Annotated in this window: 13 protein-coding genes; 5 read left to right on the top strand and 8 right to left on the bottom strand. The window is 74.5% G+C overall.

All coding sequences use genetic code 11. The features are described from left to right. Positions 1 to 66: 66 nt before the first annotated feature. The 7 genes from AUL35_RS11605 to AUL35_RS11575 all read right to left on the bottom strand — a co-directional run bounded on the left by AUL35_RS11605 (position 67) and on the right by AUL35_RS11575 (position 8030). A complete protein-coding gene (locus AUL35_RS11605; RefSeq protein WP_082666280.1) occupies positions 67 to 1332 on the bottom strand; it encodes a glycosyltransferase in 1266 nt (421 codons plus the stop codon). Then, a complete protein-coding gene (locus AUL35_RS11600) occupies positions 1329 to 2210 on the bottom strand; it encodes a SapC family protein (protein WP_062014947.1) in 882 nt (293 codons plus the stop codon). Before AUL35_RS11600 ends, AUL35_RS11605 begins: the two co-directional genes overlap by 4 nt. Next, a complete protein-coding gene (locus AUL35_RS11595) occupies positions 2207 to 2932 on the bottom strand; it encodes a SapC family protein (RefSeq protein ID WP_062014946.1) in 726 nt (241 codons plus the stop codon). The genes AUL35_RS11600 and AUL35_RS11595 overlap by 4 nt, the downstream gene beginning before the upstream one ends. Continuing rightward, entirely contained in the window at positions 2929 to 3768 is an 840-nt protein-coding gene (locus tag AUL35_RS11590) for a hypothetical protein (protein ID WP_062014944.1), read from the bottom strand. Before AUL35_RS11590 ends, AUL35_RS11595 begins: the two co-directional genes overlap by 4 nt. After that, complete coding sequence (locus AUL35_RS11585) at positions 3765 to 5027, bottom strand: glycosyltransferase family 4 protein (RefSeq protein WP_062015013.1); 1263 nt, start codon at positions 5025 to 5027, stop codon at positions 3765 to 3767. The genes AUL35_RS11590 and AUL35_RS11585 overlap by 4 nt, the downstream gene beginning before the upstream one ends. Before the next feature lie 29 nt (positions 5028 to 5056). Beyond that, positions 5057 to 7150, bottom strand: a complete 2094-nt coding sequence (locus AUL35_RS11580) for a hypothetical protein (protein ID WP_062014941.1) — start codon at positions 7148 to 7150, stop codon at positions 5057 to 5059. Positions 7151 to 7211: 61 nt separating this feature from the next. Beyond that, positions 7212 to 8030: a hypothetical protein gene (locus AUL35_RS11575; RefSeq protein WP_156417956.1), complete on the bottom strand. Its 819-nt coding sequence runs from the start codon at positions 8028 to 8030 to the stop codon at positions 7212 to 7214. A gap of 285 nt (positions 8031 to 8315) precedes the next feature. Here AUL35_RS11575 and AUL35_RS11570 point away from each other — a divergent pair, with 285 nt between their 5' ends. The 3 genes from AUL35_RS11570 (at position 8316) to AUL35_RS11560 (ending at position 13580) form a co-directional block, all read left to right on the top strand. Then, positions 8316 to 9164: a hypothetical protein gene (locus tag AUL35_RS11570; RefSeq protein ID WP_156417955.1), complete on the top strand. Its 849-nt coding sequence runs from the start codon at positions 8316 to 8318 to the stop codon at positions 9162 to 9164. A gap of 60 nt (positions 9165 to 9224) precedes the next feature. After that, entirely contained in the window at positions 9225 to 10352 is a 1128-nt protein-coding gene (locus tag AUL35_RS11565) for a calcium-binding protein (RefSeq protein WP_062014932.1), read from the top strand. Between the two features lie 90 nt (positions 10353 to 10442). Beyond that, positions 10443 to 13580, top strand: coding sequence for a tetratricopeptide repeat protein (locus AUL35_RS11560; RefSeq protein WP_062014930.1), 3138 nt, complete (start codon positions 10443 to 10445; stop codon positions 13578 to 13580). Positions 13581 to 13584: 4 nt separating this feature from the next. On the opposite strand, the gene AUL35_RS11555 is transcribed toward AUL35_RS11560, so the two are convergent. Continuing rightward, entirely contained in the window at positions 13585 to 15054 is a 1470-nt protein-coding gene (locus tag AUL35_RS11555; protein ID WP_062014929.1) for a Hint domain-containing protein, read from the bottom strand. 210 nt (positions 15055 to 15264) lie between these two features. On the opposite strand from AUL35_RS11555, the gene AUL35_RS11550 reads away from it, so the two are divergent. Both AUL35_RS11550 and AUL35_RS11545 read left to right on the top strand, forming a co-directional pair. Beyond that, entirely contained in the window at positions 15265 to 17760 is a 2496-nt protein-coding gene (locus AUL35_RS11550) for a glycosyltransferase (RefSeq protein WP_062014927.1), read from the top strand. Next, positions 17702 to 19419: hypothetical protein (locus AUL35_RS11545; protein WP_202814275.1), on the top strand; the 1718-nt coding region annotated here is incomplete at its 3' end. The genes AUL35_RS11550 and AUL35_RS11545, both read left to right, overlap by 59 nt.

Genomic DNA, 19419 nt, shown 5'->3' with positions numbered 1-19419 from the left:
GCGTGTCACGGACGCGCGATCATCGCGCGCAATGATTAAGAACCGGGGATGGATCGGGGGATCGTCTCAGGCGACGCTCCAGAGACCGGGCTCGGGCGCCGGCCGACGCGGGCGAAGGCGATCGGGCCCATGCAGGACGCGCATCGCCTCCGGCACGCAGACCGCCGCCATGTCGTAGCGCCGCAGCACGGTCTCGCGCGCGAGGCGCCCGCGCTCGGCATGGGCCGCCGGATCGGCGAGGACGTCGCAGACGCGGCGCGCCAGCTCGCCCCGGTCGTGGAAGGGCACGAGGATGCCGTTTCGCCCGTCGATCACCTCGCGCACCGGCGGCGTGTCGGAGGCGACCACCACGCAGCCCGCCGCCATGGCTTCGAGGCACGACCAGGACAGGACGAAGGGATAGGTCAGGTAGACGTGGGCGCGCGACACGCGCAGCACGTCGAGATAGCGCGCGAACGGCAGATGCCCGAGGAAGTGGACGCGCGACAGGTCGAGCTCGCCCGCCACCTCGCGCAGGAAGATCTGGTGCCAAGTCTCGCTTCCCGGCGGGCGCTGCCCGTAGGACACGCCGAAGCCGCCGACGACGAGGACGCGCGCGCCCGGCCGCCGGCGCAGGATCTCGGGCAGCGCCCGCATGAACACATGGTAGCCGCGCAGGGGCTCGAGGTTGCGCGCGACGAAGGTCACGGTTTCCTCGCCGGCCCGGATCGTGGTGCCGTCGTCGAGCCGCAGGACCGTCTTCGGATCGGGCGAGACGAGCCGCGTGTCGACGCCCTCGTGGACGGTCCGGATCTTGTCGCGCCATTCGCGCGGAAAGGTCGAGCGCTGCCAGTTCGTGGGCGAGATGGCGAGGTCGCAGTCGCTGAGCGCCAGGAGGCTCGCGGCGTTCCGCGCATGAAGCCCGACCAGGCCGTCGAGCCCGAGACCGGGAAACTCGGGGTCGAAGTTCACGTCGGAATCGTGGGGGCGGTAGAAATACTCGCCATAGGAGACGAGGCGCGCCTCGGGAAAGGCCGAGCGCAGCGGCAGGGCCTCGCCCCAGCCCGAATGGGCCAACACGACGTCGGGCCGGAAGCCCGAGGCGCGCAGCATGGTGCAGACATAGAGCGTCTGCTCGGCGCGGCGCGCCTCGCCATCGAAGCGGCGGGCGAAGGGATGGGTCGAGGCGAGCGAGGCGGCGGGCAGCGCGTAGCGGTGGAGCGTGACGCCGGGCAAGGGGCGCGAGCCTTCCGCGCCGATCGCGCGCACCTCGTTGGCGGGGTCCGCGCCCAGATGCGTCGCGACGTGGCGGAACTGGGCGGGGAAGTTGTTGTGGACGAAGAGATACTTCATGCCGCGGCCGCCGCCGGCGCGGCCTCCTCCTCGGCGGGCGGCGGGGGCGCGGCGAACTCGGTCCAGTCCGCGACCGAGGCGAGGTCGAACAGGTCGCTCCCGTCGAGCGCGAAGTTCATGGCGGCCAGATTCGACAGGACGATGTCGGCCGCCGAGCCCGGCGCGGCCGACGGTTCCGGCTGAGCGACGGCTCGTCCGGGCTCGGCCCGGGGCAGGCGCTCGGGCGCGAGGTGGCTGCGCGAGAAGAGGATCGCGCCCGCCAGGTCCAGCGGCAGGAAGGAGCGGCCGGCGAGCGCCGCCACGGCCCCCTCGTCCAGGGCCGCAAGGCGCGCGGCATCGACGACGAGGTCCGCAGCCGCGCGGTTCTCGGGGTCGCGCAGGGGCACGAGGACGTTCGAGATGCGCAGGAGGTCGAGGGCCGCCGAGAGCCTCACCGCGCCGTCGCGCGTCATCAGGAGCGTGTTGCGCACGGCCTCCATCTCGGGCGACAGCGCGCCGGACGCGGGATCGGCGCAGACCGGCATGCCCCAGGGTCCGACGAGGCCCGCCTCGGCGACGAAGTCGATCACGTCGATCGGTCGTGCGCCCTGCCGGTTCGACAGGACGAAGGGATAGGTGCGCAGCGCCAGAGGCCGGTAGCCGGCGCGCCAGCGCCCCTCCCCGTCCACGGCCGCGCGCGCGAGGAAGGCCGGATGCACCATGGCGCCGAGGCGCGGCATCCCGCCGAGCAGGCGGACGGTGAGCGGTAGGTGGTGGGCGGTCAGGTGGAATTCGGTGTCGTTGACCGGGATCCAGCTCAGCGTGGCGGCGAAGCCGAAATGCTCGGCCGGGCGGAAACGTGCCTCGGCCACCGAGGCGAGCGGCTGGAGCGTCATCATGCGCGCGCGCCCCCGCGCGCCACCGCCTCGCGGGCGGCGGCCAGGAGCATGGCTGCACGGAAGAGCGACAGGCGGTGGAGCGACAGAAGCCGTGCGGCCGCCATGCCGAAGCGGGCGAGAACCGGCTGGAGGCGCGGCGTGTCGAAGGCGCCGGCCCGCACCACGGCGAGCCCCTCGACGTCGCAGCGCCGCCCATGGCCGAGATCGAAGCGCAGCGGCCAAGGCTCGAGGAGCCCGAGTTCGCCCAGCATGCGCCCGATCGCGGATGTGCGGCCGAGGTCGCGCTCGAAGATCGAGAGCGCGCGAAGGCGCAGTTCGGCGGCGTTGGTGAGGCGCCCGTCGCTCGCCGTGATCGGCGCGCCGGCATCGCTCGGAAGGTCCGCGCCCGCGACATCCAGGAGGCGCGGATTGTCGCCCTCAACGGCGGGCGCGGCCGGCAGCACGAAGGGATAGGCCTGAAGAAGGAGCGGCAGCACGGCGAGGCGGTCCTGCGTGCCGGCCGCAAAGCCCGACCCGTCCTCCTGGAGGCTGCGCAGGCAGCTCAGGCGCGGCCCCTCCTCGCCGCTCTGCCAGACCAGCGGAAAGACCGGCGCCAGCCGATCGGCTTCGGCGAGGACGATGGGCACCAGCGCGGCGCGGCGCGGCAGCGGGTAGCTGAAGGGCGAGTAGATGCGCGCCGCCATGCGCTGCCCCGTCAGCGGCTCGGCGCGCTCCGAGATCACAGCCGCTCCTCCGGCCGGCAGGGCACGAAGGCGGTGAAGGGGGTGGGCGCGTCGCCGCCCCGGAACCCGATCGCGGCGTCGAGGTCGGCGAGGAGCAGCGTGCGTCCGCCGAAGGCGTATTCGACGCCCGCCCCCGCCTCGGCCTCGCCATCCGAGAGATGCGAGCCCTCCACGAGGTCGAGATGATGGGGACCCGGCGCCCAAAGGCCGATCACGGGTGGCGAGAAGGGAAAGCTCGCGCGCACCTCGCGGCGGATCGCGGTGAGATCGCCGGCGCGAACGTCCTCACGGATCTCGCAGTCGATCGCGGTGTGAAGGTGGAACTCGATGAGGTCGGCCGCCTCCAGCGCCACCTCGTCGCAGACCGAGGCCGCGTCGCGGCCGCGCCGCTCGATCTGCAACTGGAGGGGATGGGCGCCGAAGCGCGCGAGGCCGCGCAGCGCGTCGTGCCGGCGCTGGTCGAGCCAGCCGCGCGCGAGCATCCAGGACAGGGCGGCGGGATCGCGGCCCTGCCGGCGGCGGTCCGCGCCTGTCGCCTCGCGGGGGCTGAGCGCGCAGGCACCCTGCTTCAGGAGAAGCGTTCCGCCCTCCAGGCGCACGTCGAGGACGCGCGGGTCCTGGTCCGAGCGCAGCGCGACCGGAAAGCCGAAGCCGACGCAGCCGTCGCCGAGCCCCGCATCAGCGAGGTCCTGCCGGAAGACGTCGACCCGCCCGCCGCCGACGCAGGTCTCGTCGTGGAAGGCCAGCACCCGCGCGCCCGCGAGCGGCAGCTGGTCGCAGTGGATCCAGCCCTCGACGCGCGCGCGGGTCGCAAGGTCGATATGGCCCCGGATCACTCGGCGGCCTCGAGAAGGACGGGTCGGCGGGCGGGCGCCCGCGCGAAGGCCTCGCAGTACTGGCGCGCCATCTCGGCGGCCGAGATCACCGGCGGCAGGCCGGCGCGCAGGACGGCGGCGTTGCGCGGATCGGCGGCCAGGCGCATGGCGCGCAGGAGGTCGGCGGCGTCGCCGAGGCGGAAGTGAAGGCCCGACACGCCGTCCGGCACCTTCTCGGCCATGCCGCCGATGCCGGTGCAGATCACCGGCGCACCCGCGCCATAGGCCTCCTGGATGACGACCGGCGAATTCTCCCACCATTTCGACGGGATCACGACATAGTCGCACTCGCTCATCAGGCGGTGGACCGAGCGGTTGTCGTAGGCACCGGCATAGGTCAGGAAGGGGTGGCGCCTGAGGCTCGCCTCGAAGCGCTCGGTGAACTCGGGCGTCTGGCCGATGAGGTTGCCGTGGATGCGAAGGCGCAGGGTCGCGCTCAGCGCCTTGTCCTCGGCGATGAGGTCGGCCGCGTCGAGCAGGACGTCGACGCCCTTGAACGGGTTGATCTGACCGAAGAAGCCGAAGGTCCAGGTCTTGCCCTGCTTGGCGGGGCGGTCGGGCGCGCCGGGCGCCAGCAGCCCGTTCTCGATCACGCTCATGCGCGCCATGTCGAGGCCGAAGGCGCGGAAGCGCTCGGCCAGGAACCGGCTCGGCGAAACGAAGCCGTCGAAGTCGCCGAAGCTGTCGAGCATGGTCTCGCGGCGCATGGCGAACTGCGTGCGCATGAGTTCGGGAAAGCAGGTCCCGCAGCTCTCGTTGGAGGCGCCCTCGCACAGGATGCGGGCCTGGCGGGTGATCATCTGCCCGTGGTTGTGGCAGATCGCCAGGAACTCGTGGATCGTCAGGAAGGTGCGCATGCCGGGCATCGCCTTGACGGCCCGCAGGGCCCCCAGCCCCAGATGGTAGAAGTGGTGGAAGTTGGCGAGATCGACGCCCTCGCGCGCGAGGATCGCGACGAGCTGATCGGCCACCGTGCGCGGGGCAAGGTGGTAGAAGTGGTCGTAGCGCTCGGCGTCGTGGAAGACCGCGAACTCGTGCTCGTCGGCAAAGGCCAGGCGATGGCGCGTCGCGCTCGCGCAGGCGCCGACATAGATGGCATCGACCCCGATCTGGCGCAGCCCCCGGAACAGGGCATAGGCCGAGATCTCGGCCCCGCCCTTCGAGAGCGAGGGATGGCTGTGCGAGATCACGGCGACCTTGGGCGCACGGGGCGCGGTCATCCTGTTCCGTCGCTGACGCTCGGCGAAGATCACGGCTCCCCCCTCCCCCGCCCGGCCAGAAGGTCGGCGTCGATCATGTCGGCGAGGCGCGAGGCAGCGGGGCGCTCCAGGCGCAGGGCACAGCCCGGCAGGACACGGTCGCGCACGGGGTCGCGCGGCAGGCCGCCATCGGCGAAGAGGCCGCGCGTCAGGGCCGGCGCGCGGGCCGCGAAGGCGAGATAGCTGTCCGCGCTCCAGCCGAAGCACGCCGCTCCCAGCGCCCCGTCCACCCGGTCCGGCTGCCCTGAGTCGTCGAGGATCTCGAGGCGGTCGATGCCGTGGCCGCGACGGGCGAGGCTGGACACCGCCGCGCGCCAGCCGGCGGCGGTGAGGACGAGGCCGCGCCCCACATGGACGAAGCGCTCCGCGCCGAGCCGCGCCAGAAGAAACGGGAGTTCGGGCAGGATGTCGTGCCCATGGAGGACCGCGGCGAAGGAGAGCGGCTGCGGCAGTCCCTCGCGCATCTCCTCGAAGCGCTGGAGCGCCTCGGCGCGCGCGCGGCCCGCATCCGCGACGACGCAAACGCCGATCGCGGGGTCGAGATCGGGCAGGTGCCGCGCGAGGCGGTCGAAGGCGAGGTTGAGGTTTCCGGCCTCGCCTGGCAGGCGCAGGACGACGAGGCGCGGGCTCGGCCCCTCGGCGAGAAGCGCCGGCTCGCGCACGGCGGCGCGCAGGTTGCGGCGCTGGGCGGCGAGAAAGGCGTCCCAGAAGCCCTCGTGCCGGATCGAGGGAAAGAGACGCAGCACCTCGTCGCCGTCGGCGACCGGGTCGAGACGGCGCAGGAGCTTGGGTTCGACGCGCAGCACCGCGCCCGTGCCGTCCTCGTGGACGACGCGCAGGAGCGGCGCGCCGGCGGCGTCCGCCGGCAGCGCGCCGCAAAGCGCGGCCGAGAAGCCGGCGCGCGCCGTCACGCTGCCCGCGCCGAAGACCGACGCCAGATCGGGGCGCGGCCGGAAGCTCGACGACGCCTCGTCGGCGGTCAGCACGCAGTCGCCGACGCGCATCTGGAACGTCTCGACGCGCTTGGCCGGACTCACCGCCCAGCCTTCCGCCAGGCATCCGAAGCCCGGCACCATCAGGAGGCGGTCGACGCCGCCCTCGACCGCAAGGCCGCTGGCCGCCGCCGCCCCGCCGATCCAGTTCGCGCCGGAATGAAGGACGCTTGCCAGCGCCCCCGCCTCGCCGCCCGAAGCCAGCGGCTGGGCCTGAGCGAAGGCGGCGAGAAAGGCGTCGGCGCGAAGGACGCGCGTTCCGGCCGACAGGCGCAGGTGGAGCTGGCCGGACGGGCCGAGATACACGAAGCCGTCGCGCAGCACCGGCGGCGGCATCCATCCGGTGTCGAGCAGGCCCACGACGCCGACGCAGGTGGAGTTGAGGTCCGCCCGCTCGTAGTGGAACACGGCCCCGCCCGCCGGCAGCTTCTCGCGATCGACCACGATCGCCGAGAAGTCCGTTTCGGTGCGCCGCTTCATCCAGCCGACGAACCAGACCTGCCCCTCGCCGGCAGGATGGATCGCGTCGATCTGTCCGGCCTCGCCGTCCGACAGGGGCCGCAGCGGGCGCTCGCGAAGCGCGAGCGCCTCGGCGCGCAGGGCCGCCAGCCGGCGCAGGAGACGGTCGCCGCGCGAGCCCTCGCGCCCGTCCTCGCCGGGCCGGAGACCGCGAAGGGCCGTCTCGCGCCAAGCCGCCACCAGCTCGCCGACGGTCGGATCGCGCCCGGCGGGGGGCACGAGGCGGGTGTCCGTGCCGGCGATGCGGATGCCGACGCGCAGAAACTGGCGGCGGGCCGACAGGCGCGCGAGACGGGCGAAGACCTCGGGGGCGAAATGGAAGCCGGCGCGCGTCTCGAAGCCGAGCCGCCGGTCGAGAGCCGCGTGGGCGCCCGCGCTGCAGCCCAGAACGAGCGCGTCCTCGCCGACCGTCAGCTCGAGTTCCGTCGCCGCGCGCGGAGCCTCGGGCGACAGGACCCAGCCCCGGATGCCCTCGGAGGGGTCGATCGCCTCGATGCGGCCGCACCAGCGGCTGTCGCCGGCTTCGGCGAGCTCGCTGGGTGCGTAGGCGGACGGGGCGAGGACCTGGAGCATGGACGGGGGTTCGGCGTGCGGGAGAAGCGTGCCCCGGCGCGGGGCGCGGGACCGCGGACGATCAGGACAGGGCGGGCTCGGCCGACAGGATCTCGACCGTCGCTCCGGCCGTCATCTGGAGGTCCGCCTTGGCCCGCGCGTCGAGGATCAGGAGATGGTCGGGGGTCAGCGGATAGTCGGTGAAGGGCGCGTCCGCGACGTCCTCGACATGCGTGCCTTCGGCCACGCGCAGCGCGGCGCGCGTTTCGGTGTGAAGCGCCACGACCTTGAGGGCGGGACCGGCCGCGATCTCGGCGAGCACGGCTCCGAACTCGGCCGGCGAGCGCACCGTGCGCGACGACAGGCGCACGTCGGCGCCGGCATAGGATTCGAGAAGGGCGGCGGCGATCACGCCGCTCTTCTCGGCCACCACCGTCTCCTCGCCGGCGTTGCGGCGCAGGAGGCCGCGCTCGTAGACGCCGAAGGACCAGAGGATGCGCAGGAAGTCGAAGTCGCCCTGCCCGATGCGGCCGTGCTTGAGCGCCCATTTGAGGGCGGCGAGCCGCGCCCGCACCTCGGCGCGCGGCAGGCCGGCAGCGCCCGCCGTCTCGCCGGCGACGCGCGCGCCGGTCTGGAGCAGCATCGCGTCGCTCCCTTCCAGCTTCAGGACCACCTGGCCGACGCGCTCGGGCAAGACCGAGATCGGAAAGCTGAAGCCGAGATGGCCGTCGCCGATGCCGGCATCGGCGAGGTCGCCGCGAAACAGGGTCACCTTGCCGGCGCCCACGCATTGCTCGCCCTGGAAGGCGAGAAGCGTGTGCTCGCGGATGCGCCCGTCCGAGGTGTGGATCCAACCCTGGATCGTGTCGGGGGTGGCGAGCTCGATGCTTCCGCGGATCATCTTCCACAAACCTCTCGGACGACGTTTGCATCAAGATTACGCCCGATATCTTACACATCTGTAACTATGCGGTGCGATCTATCAGGACGACGGACGGATCGCCGCGCAGACGTAAGTCGGCGCGAAGCTGATCGGAAAACGATCCGTTATCTTTGACAATTTCATTCAACCTCGCGCCGCGCTTAAGCTGCCGTTTTCCTCGTCTCCATCGACATCTTCCATAAACTTGAAGATGTCCCCAGCCTCGTTTCTTCTGCATGAGACGAAATGGGGAGACCTGCGGGCGTGGACGCGACCGAGCGACGTGCGACCTTGAGAGTGGAGCGGGGCCTGTCCTCGCTGACCTATCGCGCCGATCCGGGCTCGGTCGGCGAGGCGCCGGTCGCGGAGGTTGTGGCGGCGTCGGAGGGCGTCAGCCTCGTTTCCGCGCCTGGCGAGCCGTCCGGCGTCCTCGGCGCGCCGGGGCGCGTTCTCGTGATCTCGGCCGACCGGGCGGGCACGATCGAGGTGGTGCTGCGCGCCGTCGGCTCGGCCGGCGCGCCGGCCGCGACGCTGGAACTCACGCGCATGGGCACGCAAGCCGAGCCCGAGCCCGCGCCCCGGCTGCGACCCGACCTGACCGAGGGCGGCGTCGAGTTCCTGCTTCGCGCCCACGTCTCCCTGCGCGGCGATCTCGCCGCGCCGCGCGGCCACTGGATCTGTGGCCCCGACGCGCCGGGCCGGATCGAGGGTCTGGAGATGCGGGGCGTGGGCGGCGATCTGCCGATCGAGTATCAGGTGGCGGTGGCGGGACGCGGCGCGGGCTGGTCGAACTGGACGCCGGCCGGCGCCTACGCCGGCACGCGCGGCAAGGCGCTGCCGCTGATCGGCCTTCGCGCGCGCCTGACGCAGGCGGCGGCCCCGGGCCTCGCCCTTCGCGCGGACGGCGCCTTTCTCGGTTCCTCGCTCGTCACGCGGCGCGGCCGCGAGATCGAGCTTCTCGGCCCCACGCCGCTCGACCCGCTCGTCGGCGTGCGGCTTGACTTCGCCCGGGCCGCCGAGCCGACCGCGCTTCCGGCCGCCATGCCCCCGGTTCGCCAGCCGAGCCGCCTGCGCATCTTCCGCCGGCCCCAGCCGGAGCGGGAGGCCGCCTGAGCGAGCCATCGCCCCACGACCGGCATCCGGCCCGCGGCCACGGCTTGTCCGGGGCCGTGAATGGCTGAGATCTATACCGCGTCGGAGGCCGCGAGCCTGGGGTCGCTGTCGCCCGAGGCGAGCGAGCACATCAACAGCGTGCTGGCCGACCTGGGGCTGGGCGGCAGCCACGCCGTCTCGGTGCAGACCGATCCGTCCGGCGTCTCCGCCAAGCCCGGCGACGCGGCGGTGGTGGCGATCCCGTCCGGCAGCGAGACGGGCGTCGTCTCGGTGGGCGACGAGCCGGTCGCGGTGATCCTCGCCGGTCCGGGCTCGGCGCGCATCGAGGGCACGGGCGACGTCAACGTCCATGCGAGCAACGACGGAAACGCGATCGAGGCGGGCGCGGGAAACGCGACGGTCTGGGGCGGGGCCGGCACCGACAGCCTGTCGGGCGGCACGGCGGGCGGAAGTCATTCCCTCTACGCCTTCGGCGCGGGCGACACTTTGGCCGGGGGCTCGGGCTCCGACACGCTCTGGGGCAGCGAGACCGGCGCTTCGCTGCTCGTCGGCGGGGCGAGCGGGGGAACGCAGATCCACGCCGGGGCGCAAGGAGGCGACACGATCCGCTCGGGCGGCGCGCAGGACACGATCTACGGCGGCCATGCCACGATCTACGCCTCGGGCCATTCCGCGCAGGTCCATGCCGACGGCGACACCGTGCATTCCGCGGGCGACGGCGCCTCGATCGACGGCTCGGCCTCGGCGCAGGCCCTGCATGTCGACAGCGTCGGACGCTTCGCCACGATCCTCGGCGGCGCGGGCAACGACACGATCATGCTGCACGACGCCCCGGGCGCCCATGTGGCGACGGGGGCCGGCGACGACCATCTCACCGCCTCGACCGCAGGCCACTCGACGATGGACGGCGGGGCGGGCGACGACAGCTTCCTTCTCTACGGCGCGTCCGACAGCGTGATCGGCGGCGACGGCTCGGATCATTTCGCGATCCTCGCGCACGGCACGGGCCACGACACGCTGGACGGCGGCGCGGGCGACGACACGGCGTGGTTCCAGGACCGCGACCACACGAGCGCCCAGGTCAGCCATTCCGGCCTGTCCACCTTCGTCTCCTTCGACGACGGCTACTCGGCCTCGCTGACGGGCATCGAGCACCTCCAGTTCCGCGACACCGTTCTGTCGTCCTGACCGGCGGCAGGCTCATGGCCTGTCCGGCCTTGGCGCGCGCTTAACCTTTGTTGCGCCATGATGGGCGAGCCCCGCCAGACCCGAGCCGCCATGTCCGCCCTGCCCGAGCCCGCCGGAAATCGCGACAGGCGCGCGGAAGCCCTGGCGGCCCACGCAAGCGGCGACCGCGCGACCGCGCTGGCGCTGTTTCGCGAGGCGGGAGACCCCTTGAGCCGCAACGACGGGGCGCTGGAACTCCTCGCGCTCGGCCGCACCGGCGAGGCGCGCGAGGAGGCCGAGGCGCTTCTGCGCGAAGCCGCCGACTTCCCCCCGGCGCACCGGACGCTCGGCCTCGTGGCGCGGCGGGAGGGCCGTCACGAAGAGGCGCTCGGGCATTTCCGGGCGGCGACGGCGCGCGCGCCGCAGGATCTCTGGAGCCGGCAGGACGCGGCGACCGAGCTACGCGCTCTCGGCCGCGCGGACGAGGCCGAGGCGGCGCTGCGCGGGCTCGCGGCGGGCACGCCCCTGCCCCACGCCGTGCGCGAGCTCGGCCGCGCGGCCCGCGCGCGGGGCGACGGCGAGGCGGCGCTCGCGGCCTTTCGCGTGGCCGCCGACCTCCTGCCCGCCGATCCCTGGTTCGAACTGGACCTCGCCGAGACGCTTCTGGAGCTCGGACGGACCGACGAGGCCCGCGAACGGCTCGCAAAGCTCTGCGAGCGCCATCCCGGCTTTGCGGGCGCGCCGCGCCTTCTCGCGCGCATCGCCCGAAGCGAGGGCGACGCGCCGGGCGAGATCGCGCACTGGCGGCGGGCCGCCGCGCTCGATCCCTCGACCCACGTCCTCGATCTCGCCGATGCGCTTCTGCGCGAGGGCGAGCGCGCGCAGGCCGAGACGCTGGCCGCACGACACCTCGTGCGCCGTCCCGGCGAGGCGCGCGCGCTCCAGCTCCTCGCCCGCGCGGCGCGCGGCGCCGGCGACCTCGACCTCGCGCTGGCCCACGGCCGCGCGGCCTTTGCGCAAGGCAAGGGGCCGACGCAGGCGGGAATGGACCTCGCCGCCACGTTGCGCGAGGCCGGGCGGCCGGCGGAGGCCGAGCGGCTCTACGGTCAGCTTTCCGAGCGCGACGACGCTCCTCCCGAGGCGTTGGTGGAACTCGCCCTCTTGGAGCGCCGCTCGCGCGGGATCGAGGCGGCTGAGGCGCGGCTGGAAGCAGCCTTGGCGGGCACGCCGGGCCATCCGCGCGCGCTCCTGTGCCTCGGCGATCTCCTGCGCGAAACCGGCGAGGCCGCGCGAGCCGACGAAGCCTATGCCGCGGCTATTCGAGCGCGCCCCGGCTTCGGCTGGGCGCTCGCGGGCCGGGCGCAGCTGGCGGAAGCGCGCGGCGATCGGGTTGCGGCCGACCGGCTCTGGCGGGAGGCGATCGAGGCCGAGCCTGCGGAGGGATGGTTCGCGGTGGCGTTCGCCGCGCGGCTGCGCGAGCGCGGCGCCTTCGACGAGGCCCTTGCCCTTCTCGCCACCGTTCCCGAAGGCTCGCCGCGCGCGCCGGAGGCCGCGCTGGGCCGGGCCCATGTCCTGCGCGCGAAGGGCGGCGGGCCGACAGCGCTTCCGGCCTTCGAGGCGGCGGCGCGGCGCTGGCCGCGTCTAGCCGAGGCGTGGATCGAAGCGAGCGAGGAGGCGCTTCGCCTCGGGCGGGACGGACAGGCCCTCGAACTCCTTGAGGACGGCGAGGCCGCCTGTTCCGATCATCCGGCCTTTGCCGAGACGCGCGCCCGCCACGCCCTCTCGCGCGACGATCTCGCAGTGGCGGCGGCTTTCCTGGAGCGGGCCGTGGCCCTCGATCGCGGGCGGATCTGGCCGCAGATCGCGCAAGCCCGCCTTTCGGCCCTCGCAGGCCGCCCATCCGAGGCGAGCGAGGGCTTCGCCGCGATCCGCCGCCGCTTCGGCCCTCGTGCGGAGACCGAGATCGCGCAGGCCGAGATCGAGCGGCAGTGCGGGCGGCCCGAGCGCGCGGCGGCACGGCTGCGGGCGGCCCGTCGCCGCTTTCCCGGTCACGCGCTCCTCCCGGTCCAGGCCGCGCTCGCGGCGGTGGACGCCGGACGCCTCGCCGAGGCCGAGGCGCTGATGCCGCTTCTGCCCGAGGCGACGCTCGCGGAGCGCGGCCGCCGTCACTTCGTGGCCGCGCAGCTCGCCGCCGCGCGCTGGGATTTCGAGCGGGCGATCCGCGAGGGCGAGGCGGCGGTGCGCCTGCTTCCCGCCGACGGCTGGGTGCGCAACCGGTTGGCCCATGCCGCCCTGCTCGCGCTCGACACGGACCGCACCGCCCAGGTCCTCGCCGATCTCGCCGTGCTGGAAGCGGGCGCCAACGCGCTGCGCGGCCAGTCGGCCAACCCCTCCCAGAGCCATTACGGGCAGCTTCTCGACGAGTTCCGCCTCGACGGGGAGGCGCTGGCGGCCCTGCGCGCGGCGCTCGTTCGGCCGGAAGACGAGCGCCTCGCCGCGATCGACGCCGCGGTGCGCGACTTCCCCGACAGCACGGCCCCCGCCATCCTGCGCTTCGTCGAGGCGCGCCGCTCCGGCGCCCTGCGGGCGAGGGTCGGGCCCGGCGACGGAGGCGTGCCGCGCATCATCCACCAGTTCTGGACCGACGCCGATCCCCCGGCGGACGTCGCGGCCTACATGGAGAGCTGGCGGCGCCGGAACCCCGGCTTCGAGCACCGGCTCTGGAGCGACGCCACGGCGCGGCGCTTCATCGCGGCGCACGCCGCGCCGGAGGTCGGACAAGCCTTCGACCGCGCGCGGGAGCCCGCCATGCGGGCCGACATCTTCCGCCTCGCGCTTCTCGCCCGCGAGGGCGGCGTCTGGGCGGATGCCGACGACCGCTGTCGCCGGGGCATCGCGCCGCTCCTCGGGCGGGGCGCGGGCCTCGTCACGTATCAGGAAGATCTCGGCTCGCTCGGCAACAACTGGCTGGCGGCCCGGCCCGGGCATTCGATCCTCGCGCACGCGCTTGCACAGGCCGTCGCGGCGGTGAATCGGGGCGACGGCGACATCCTGTGGCTGTCCACCGGGCCGGGCCTCCTGACGCGCGTCGCGGCGGCCGCCTGTGCGGCGGGAGACGCGGACCTTCTCGTCCTGGATCGCCCGGACTTCCTCAACCACGTCGCGATCCATTGCCTGGCCGCCTACAAGGCGAGCGAGCGCCACTGGAGCCGCACGGCCTTCGGCGGCCGCAGGCGCGCGCGGCGCTGAGCGCTCAGGCGGCGCGGCCGGGCCATTCATCCGGAAACAGGGCGCGGACCAGCGCGTCCAGGCGTCGGCGCGTGGCGAGCGGAACCTGCCGACGCGATTTGGCACGCGGCAGCGCCATCTCGGCGACCGGCGCGAAAGCCGCCCCCTCGCGCTCGGCGGCATTGTCGAAGGGCAGGTCCTGCAGGTTGTCCACGAAGCTCTCGGCCGGAAGTCCCTCGGCGAGGAGCAGCGCATGGCGGTCGAGCTCGACGTGGAGATACAGGATCTCGGGACCCGTGATCGGCTCGCGCAGGACCGCGATCCCGTCCACCAGCGCGCCGGCGTGGACGAGCACCCCGTCGAGGCCGATCGCATGGTCGGGGGAGACAAGAAGGTCGCGCTTCGGCAGACCGTCGCCCATCGCGCCCGCGCGAATGCGGATCGGCCGGGCTCGCAGGGGATCGATCCGGGACACGTCCAGCGTCTGGCGCCCGATCCATCGCACCGCTTCGTCCGTGCCGTCCACGGTCGCGACGAGATCTCCGGGCCGCAGGTCCTCCACCGCGCGCTCGCCCTCGGGCGTCGCGATCCGCGTGCCCGGCCGAAAGCAGACCGGCCCCGCGACGTCGATCGCGACGGGGCCGCCGGCCGGCGTGGCACCGAGGCCGCCTGCCGAAGACGCGCCTACGCCGGGCGCGCCGCCCGTGCCGCCCGCACTCGCGCCGCTCCCGCCGAGCGGTACCGACGACGAGGTCGCGGAGCTCGAACCCGTTGTGCCCTCGCCGGAGCCCGTGGCGCCGGCCATGGCGTCGCTCGTGGCGCTCGCCGACGACGAAGAGGCCGAGGACGAGCCGCCGGACGAGGAGGCCGCCCCGCCTCCTTCGCCGCCGCCGCTCGAAGCTTCGCCGGCGGACCCGGCATTGTCGTCCCCGGCGGCCTCCGCCGAGCCGCCCTCGCCGGCGGCGCCCGGGCCTTCGGCTCTCGCGCCTCCGCCCTCGGCAGCGCGAGGCGCCCCCGCGGCCGCGCCGCCACCCGCAGCCGAGGCTCCGCCGGACGACGAAAGCATCGCGCTGCCGCCCGGCATCGCGCCGCCCGCAGGTGCGGCCCCGCCCATTCCGGTCCCGCCCGCCCCATGCGCCGCGCCAGACCTTGCGCCGGACGCACCCTGTGCGCCGGGCGAGCCCGCATTCGCCGCGCCCGGTGCCGCTTCGCCGCCGGCCGCCTGCGAACCGCCCTCGCCCGCGGTCGTGCCCGTCGCCTCGCCCGTTCGGGCATCGGTTGCGCCGGAGCGCGCATCGCCGCCCGATCTCGCGGTCGCGGCGGAGGCGGCGGGCGTCGCGGCGCCCGCCGCGATGCTGCCCGACAGGGCGACCGTGGCCGCCGCCGAACCGGCGCCGGATGCGGAGGACGAGGAGGACGAACCGGACCGGTCACGCCCCTCGCCGCCGGAACCGTCGGTCTCGTTCGAGGCATCGTCTTCGTCGGGAAGGCTCATGACGGACTCGTGGCGTCTGGCGCGAAAGGTCTGGGGACGGAGCGTGCGTCGCCTCTCCCTCGCCCGCAAGCGGAAGCTCCGGACAGGGCAAGCAAAGCGTGAAGACGGACCGCACGCGGTCAGGCCCCGGCCAGCCGCCTATGCCATGGATCGAGCTTCCGCGCGGCCCTCGCGCGCGGCTCTCGAGAAGCGGGCGTTCGAAGCGGCGCGATGGATTGGACCGAACTGCTGCACGCCGACCCGATGCTGGCCGACCCCGCGCGCCAGGGCGAGGCGCTGATCCGCAACGCCTCGCGCCTTCTGCGCGAGAGCCGGCCGGAAGCGGCGGTCCGCCTCCTCGACCGTCGGCTCCAGGTGTCGCCGCCGGCCGCCCCCGCCGAGCGTGCCCTCGCAGCCCTTGCCGCGAACCTTTCGGGCCGCGAGGACGAAGTGGCCGAGGCGCTGGGCGGCGCGCTGGGCGCCGATCCGATCGATCCCGCCGTCTGCCTTGCGGCCCTGCGCCTCGCGCGCGGAGCGCCGGAGCGCCGCGAGGCGGCCCGCCGCCTTCTCGCCAGCCCCGTCGCGCCGGACGATGCGCGCCTTTCGGCGCTCGGCGCCCTGTTCGCCGCCGGCGCGGAGGCGGCCACGCGGCTCGAGCTTCGCGATGGGCAGCTTTCGGGTTGGGTGGCCTGGCGCGGCGAGCCGGCGTCCCGCCTCGTGCTGCTCCATCCGGAGGGTGAGGAGATTCACCACGCGCTCCATGTCGAGCGCGGCCCGACCTTCGCACCGGCCGGCGGCGCGGTGGCCTTCCTTGCGTTGCGCATCGGGCGCCCCGTGGCCGGCTTCGAGATCCGGCGCGGCGCGACCGTGCTCGACGCGGGCCCCCTCGCGGCGCGCAGCCGGGACGGCCCGGCGCTTCCCGCGCCCTGCGCCCCCCAGGCGGTGCCGGAGCCTCGCCCCGTGCGCATCGTCGTGCCGGTCTTCGGCGATCCCGACAGCGCGGCGGACGCGCTCTGCGCTGCGATCCGCGAAGCGCGGCGCCTGCCCGGCACCGAGATCGTCGTGGTGGACGACGCGTCCCCGAGCGAGGCCCTGCGCGACCTCGTCGACGCCCTGGCCGGGCGCGGGCTGATCGAGCTGCGACGCAACGCGGTCAATCTCGGCTTCACGGGAGCCGTGGCGCTTGGCCTGGAGGGGATCGAGGCACGCGACGCGCTGATCCTCAACAGCGACGCGATCCTGCCGCGCGGCGCGCTGGAGCGCCTGCGCGAGGCCGTCTACGCCGCGCCCGACATCGGAAGCGCGACGCCGCTCTCCAACAACGGCGAGTGGACCAGCGTGCCGCGCCTGGGGATGGCGGCGCCCTTTCCCGCACCCGGCGAGGCGCGACGGCTCGACGAGGCGGCGCAACGGGCAGCGGGTTCGCCGGTCGATCTGCCGAACGGCATCGGCTTCGCCCTTTATCTGCGCCACGACGCCCTTCAGGCCGCGGGCGGCTTCTCGGCCGTCTATGAGCGCGGCTATTTCGAGGATGCCGAGCTGACGCTGCGCCTGCGCGCGGCGGGCTTCCGCAACGTCGCGGCCGCGAGCCTCCTCGTTCCCCATCACGGCTCGCGATCCTTCGGCACCGAGAAGGCGGCGCTCGTGGCGCGCAACCTGCGGCGCTTGCGGCGGCGCTTCCCGGGTCTGCGCGATGAGTCGGCCGCCTTTCGCCGCGCCGATCCGCTGGCCCCCGCCCGCGCCGCCGTCGAGCGTGAGGCGGTGCCCGCCGGCTATCCGATCCTCGTCGTGGCGCCGACGGGAAGCGCGCTCGCCGCCGAGCGGCTCCTGCGCCATGAGGCGGCGGGGCGGGTCGCGGTCCTCCTGCGCTGGCGCCGCGTCGGCCCGTCGCTTCGGGCCGAACTTCGCGGTGCGGGCGCCACCGCCCCGCAATCCCTCGCCTTCGACCTTCCCGCCGAGGCGGCGCTGCTGCGCGACTGGCTGCGCCGGCTTGATCCCGAGCGCCTGGAACTGGCGGGCGGCCCGCCGCCCGAGCCGCTGGCGGAGACGATCTTGGCGGTGCCAGGCGCCATCACGCTCCTGGCCGGCGACCTGGCCGGCCGCGATCTCGAGGCATCCTCTCTTTTGGACAGCTTCGAGCGCTGGCGCGAGTGTCTCGGCGACCGTTGGCTGGCCGTCGCGGCCTGCGACCGCGCGACGCTCGCCGCGCTCCGGCAGCGTCTGGCGGGAAGCGCGGATGCGGCGCGGATCGAGGCGGACCTGCCCGACGCGCGTCGGCGCACGGCGGGGACAAGCGGATCGCCGCCCGTCCTCGCGCTCCTCCTCGGCGTCCCCGCGCCGCGCTCCCATGCGTTTGCCCTCCGGCTCCAGGCGGCGCTGCGCGCGCGGCTCGGGCCCTCAGCGCGCTGCACGACCTTCGGGCCGGGCCTCGACGATCTCGCCCTGATCCGCGCCGGGATCGATGCCCAGGGCACGGTTCCCCCGGACAGGTTCGAGGCGCGCCTGCGCGAAAGCGGGGCCCGCGCCCTTATCCTGCCGCCCGCCGACCCCTCGCTCGCCCTGTTCGACCGCCTCGCCGCCGAAACCGCGCTGCCCACGGCACGGCTCGATTGGAGCGAGGGAGCCGAGACCCCGTCCGCCCCCTCCCTTCTTCTGCCGAGGAGCCATGGTGAACCCGACATCGTCCGCGCCGTCGTCGATTGGTTCGCTGGTCGCCTCGCGCCGTAGGCGCAGGGCCGGCGCCGCGCCCGATCCCGAGCTGAGCCTGGCCGGAGACCTTCGCCTCGGCGTCGCTCGGACGGGCGAGTTCCTGATCGAGGGATTTGCGGCCGATCCGCTCGACCCCGAGCGACGCTTCGTCGTGGAGCTGCTTCTCGACGGCGTGCCGAGCGCGATCGCGCGGGCCGACCTCTTCGTGCCCTCGCTCGGCTCGGCCGGGCCGGACGGGCCGGCGGTGGGCGACGGCTGCCACGGCTTCGTCTTCGCGCTGGACGCCGCGCAGCTGCCCCATGTCGCCGTCGCCGATGTGCGCTTTGCCAACGGGGCGGCGCTGCCGGGCTCGCCGATCCGCCTCCACGAGGGCAAAGCCTTCACCGCTCCGGACCGGCGGTGGGGTGAGGCGCGGTGGCTGGGCGGGCTCGACCTGGAGGGCTGGGTCGCGCGCGAGGCCGCCGCCTTTCCCGCGCGCGTCGAGGCGCGGATCGACGACGAGGTGGTGGCGACCACGCGCGCCGACCGCTGGCGGACGGTCCGGCGCGGCGAGGAGCTGCGCGCCGAGCCGGGCTTCCGGCTGCGCCTGCCCGAAGAATGGGCCGACGGCCGGCTGCACGAGGTGGAAATCTGGGTCGCGGGCCGCGAACTGCCGGGCGGTCCGCTCGCCCTTCTCGCCCATCCCGATGGGCTCGCCGCCCTTCTGGACCGGCAGGCCGGGACCGAGGGCGAGCGGCCGCGCGCCGAGCGCTTCGACCGATGGTTCCCGCGCTGCGTGCCGCTCGGCGAGATCGACCGCTGGGAGGCGCGGTTTCCCCCGCCCGTGCCCGAACTCCCGGCGGACGTGCGGATCGCGGTCGCCGTGGTCGGCGAGGACGGGGCGGAAGATTCCTTGTCCGCGCCCCCTCTCCTGCCCCGGGCGGACTGGATCGGCGCCGTCCTGCCCGAGCGCGACGGGCGCTTCGAGCCGGGCGACCTCCTCCACTTCCTGCGCGACGAAGGGGCGGACTGCGAGATCCTTCTCGTCATGCGCGCGGGAACGCTCGCGCGGCCGGGCGGTGCGGAGCGCCTTGCGGCGGCCCTTCTGGCTGAACCGGACGCAGCGCTGGCCTATGGCGACGCGCTCGTGACGCTCGCGGACGCAAGCTTGGCGCCCCTTGCCCTCACCGCGCCGGACGCCGAGCGGATGCTGGAACAGGGCTCGGCGGGCAATGCCTTCGCCCTGCGCCGCGCGAGCGCCCTCCGGGCGTTGGAAAGGGGCGCGCCGAGCCTCGACGCCCTGTTCCTCGCGCCCGCAAGCAGCGCCCCGCTCGGCCGCAGCGGCCACCGGCACGTGCCGGGCTTCGGCTTCGCGCTGCCGCCCTTCGGCCCGGGCGCCGCCGATCGCCTGGCGGAAGCCGCGCGGCTGATGCTCGCCGCCCGCGACGTGGCGGCCGAGGTCGAGCCGCGCCCGAACACGACGCTGCCGGCCGTCCGCGTCCGCCGCGCCGACCTGATGGAGGCGAGCGTCGTTCTCGACCTCGGCCATGGCGACGCATCGCTCATAGAGCGCGCGATGGAGGCGCTGGAGGCGACGCGGCGGCGCACGCGCTTCTCGCTCACGGTCTCGGCCTGCGCGCTCGACGAGGCGAGCGCCCGCAGCCTTCGTCTCGGCGGGGTCGCGGTGGAACTGGCGCC

Source organism: Aureimonas sp. AU4, assembly GCF_001463765.1.
Lineage (GTDB): Bacteria > Pseudomonadota > Alphaproteobacteria > Rhizobiales > Rhizobiaceae > Aureimonas.
This window is presented reverse-complemented; position numbering and strand designations above follow the sequence as displayed.